General features: G+C 32.6%; 1 protein-coding gene. It reads right to left on the bottom strand.

Annotation, left to right across the window (positions count from 1 at the left end; translation table 11 throughout):
- Nucleotides 1-198: 198 nt before the first annotated feature.
- A complete protein-coding gene (locus tag OM075_RS25310) occupies nucleotides 199-666 on the bottom strand; it encodes a phage integrase N-terminal SAM-like domain-containing protein (protein ID WP_301193348.1) in 468 nt (155 codons plus the stop codon).
- Nucleotides 667-699 lie beyond the last annotated feature (33 nt).

Below are 699 nucleotides of genomic sequence, written 5' to 3'. Positions count from 1 at the left end.
CGTTGTCATTTTTGTGATATTTCAGTTAATAATGAACCATTTTATTAATTTGTTGCACTTGATCGTAATTTATCGCACTTGTTATTTAATTGTAAAACTGTTTTTTAACCACTATTTTAACAAGAGAATATAGCATTCCCATTTACGCTTAAAGGCATATTCGTTAGTTTGTTGATAAATAGAGACTTGCTGCAAATATCAGGAAGCAGGAGGAGCCCTTTTACCAGGATAAGAAAGTATTAAAGCCAGCTCACCACCACAATCTTTACAACTAAGACAGGAACGTTTTCCAAACTTTATTTCAAGTACCTGAGCTCTTGAAAGTTTTAGTTTATGAAAAGTTACTTTTAAGTCTTTGCGTAATAACTCTACAGTTTTAAACATAGAAAACTTGGCTCTTAAACCATAAACCAGATGTTTGAAAGAACTGCGACTGGGTTTTTCGTTGATTTGAATTTCAAATAAATACGCTACAATTTGATCAATGGACAGCTCCAAGGGCGAACACTTAAAATACAACACCATCTTAGAAATCTGCATCAGGTAATTACGGGTACAGGACTCAGATTTTCCAGCAATGGTGTATTTACGCAAAAATTGTTCACTGATAAGTTTAAATTCAGGAACTGCTTTACAAGCTTGTTGTAGGTAAGATTCTCTACTCATTACAATTGTATTTAAAAATTAATAATGGTAGAA

The sequence above is a fragment of the Plebeiibacterium sediminum genome (assembly GCF_026013605.1).
Classification (GTDB): Bacteria; Bacteroidota; Bacteroidia; order Bacteroidales; family Marinilabiliaceae; genus Saccharicrinis; species Saccharicrinis sediminus.
This window is presented reverse-complemented; position numbering and strand designations above follow the sequence as displayed.

What these genes read in the sequence shown, in the direction of transcription:
- OM075_RS25310 (WP_301193348.1), bottom strand. Translation starts at nt 666, where the DNA reads ATGAGTAGAGAATCTTACCTACAACAAGCTTGTAAAGCAGTTCCTGAA.